This is a genomic window from Acinetobacter sp. ANC_7553 (assembly GCF_056779895.1).
Genome location: NZ_JBWYIV010000063.1, coordinates 1 through 287, shown reverse-complemented (window position 1 = coordinate 287; position 287 = coordinate 1). Strand labels below are relative to the sequence as shown.

General features: G+C 53.3%; 1 protein-coding gene. It reads right to left on the bottom strand.

All coding sequences use genetic code 11. The features are described 5' to 3' along the window. The coding region (locus AC1M9I_RS14695; protein ID WP_481611224.1) for a phage baseplate assembly protein V at positions 1–287 on the bottom strand (287 nt) is incomplete at both ends.

Genomic DNA, 287 nt, shown 5'->3' with positions numbered 1-287 from the left:
CTTGACTGTCAAATCGGGTTGGGCTGCGTTGGGCTTCATGTAGGCGGCCCACCACAAAGGGACGGTCGATGTTGCCGTCAAAGAAGTCGATGACCACGATTTCATTGATTCGAGGAAGGAAGCGTGCGCCATAGCCTTCGCCTGCCCATGGGGTCAGTACATCGACCCAAGCTGAATCGGTGTCGTTGTTGTTACTGCCGGCACCCCCATCAAATTGGTGGTCTTCTGCTCGGGTAAATAGGAAGCGTACTTTGATGCGTCCCCATTCATCGACATGGATTTCTTCT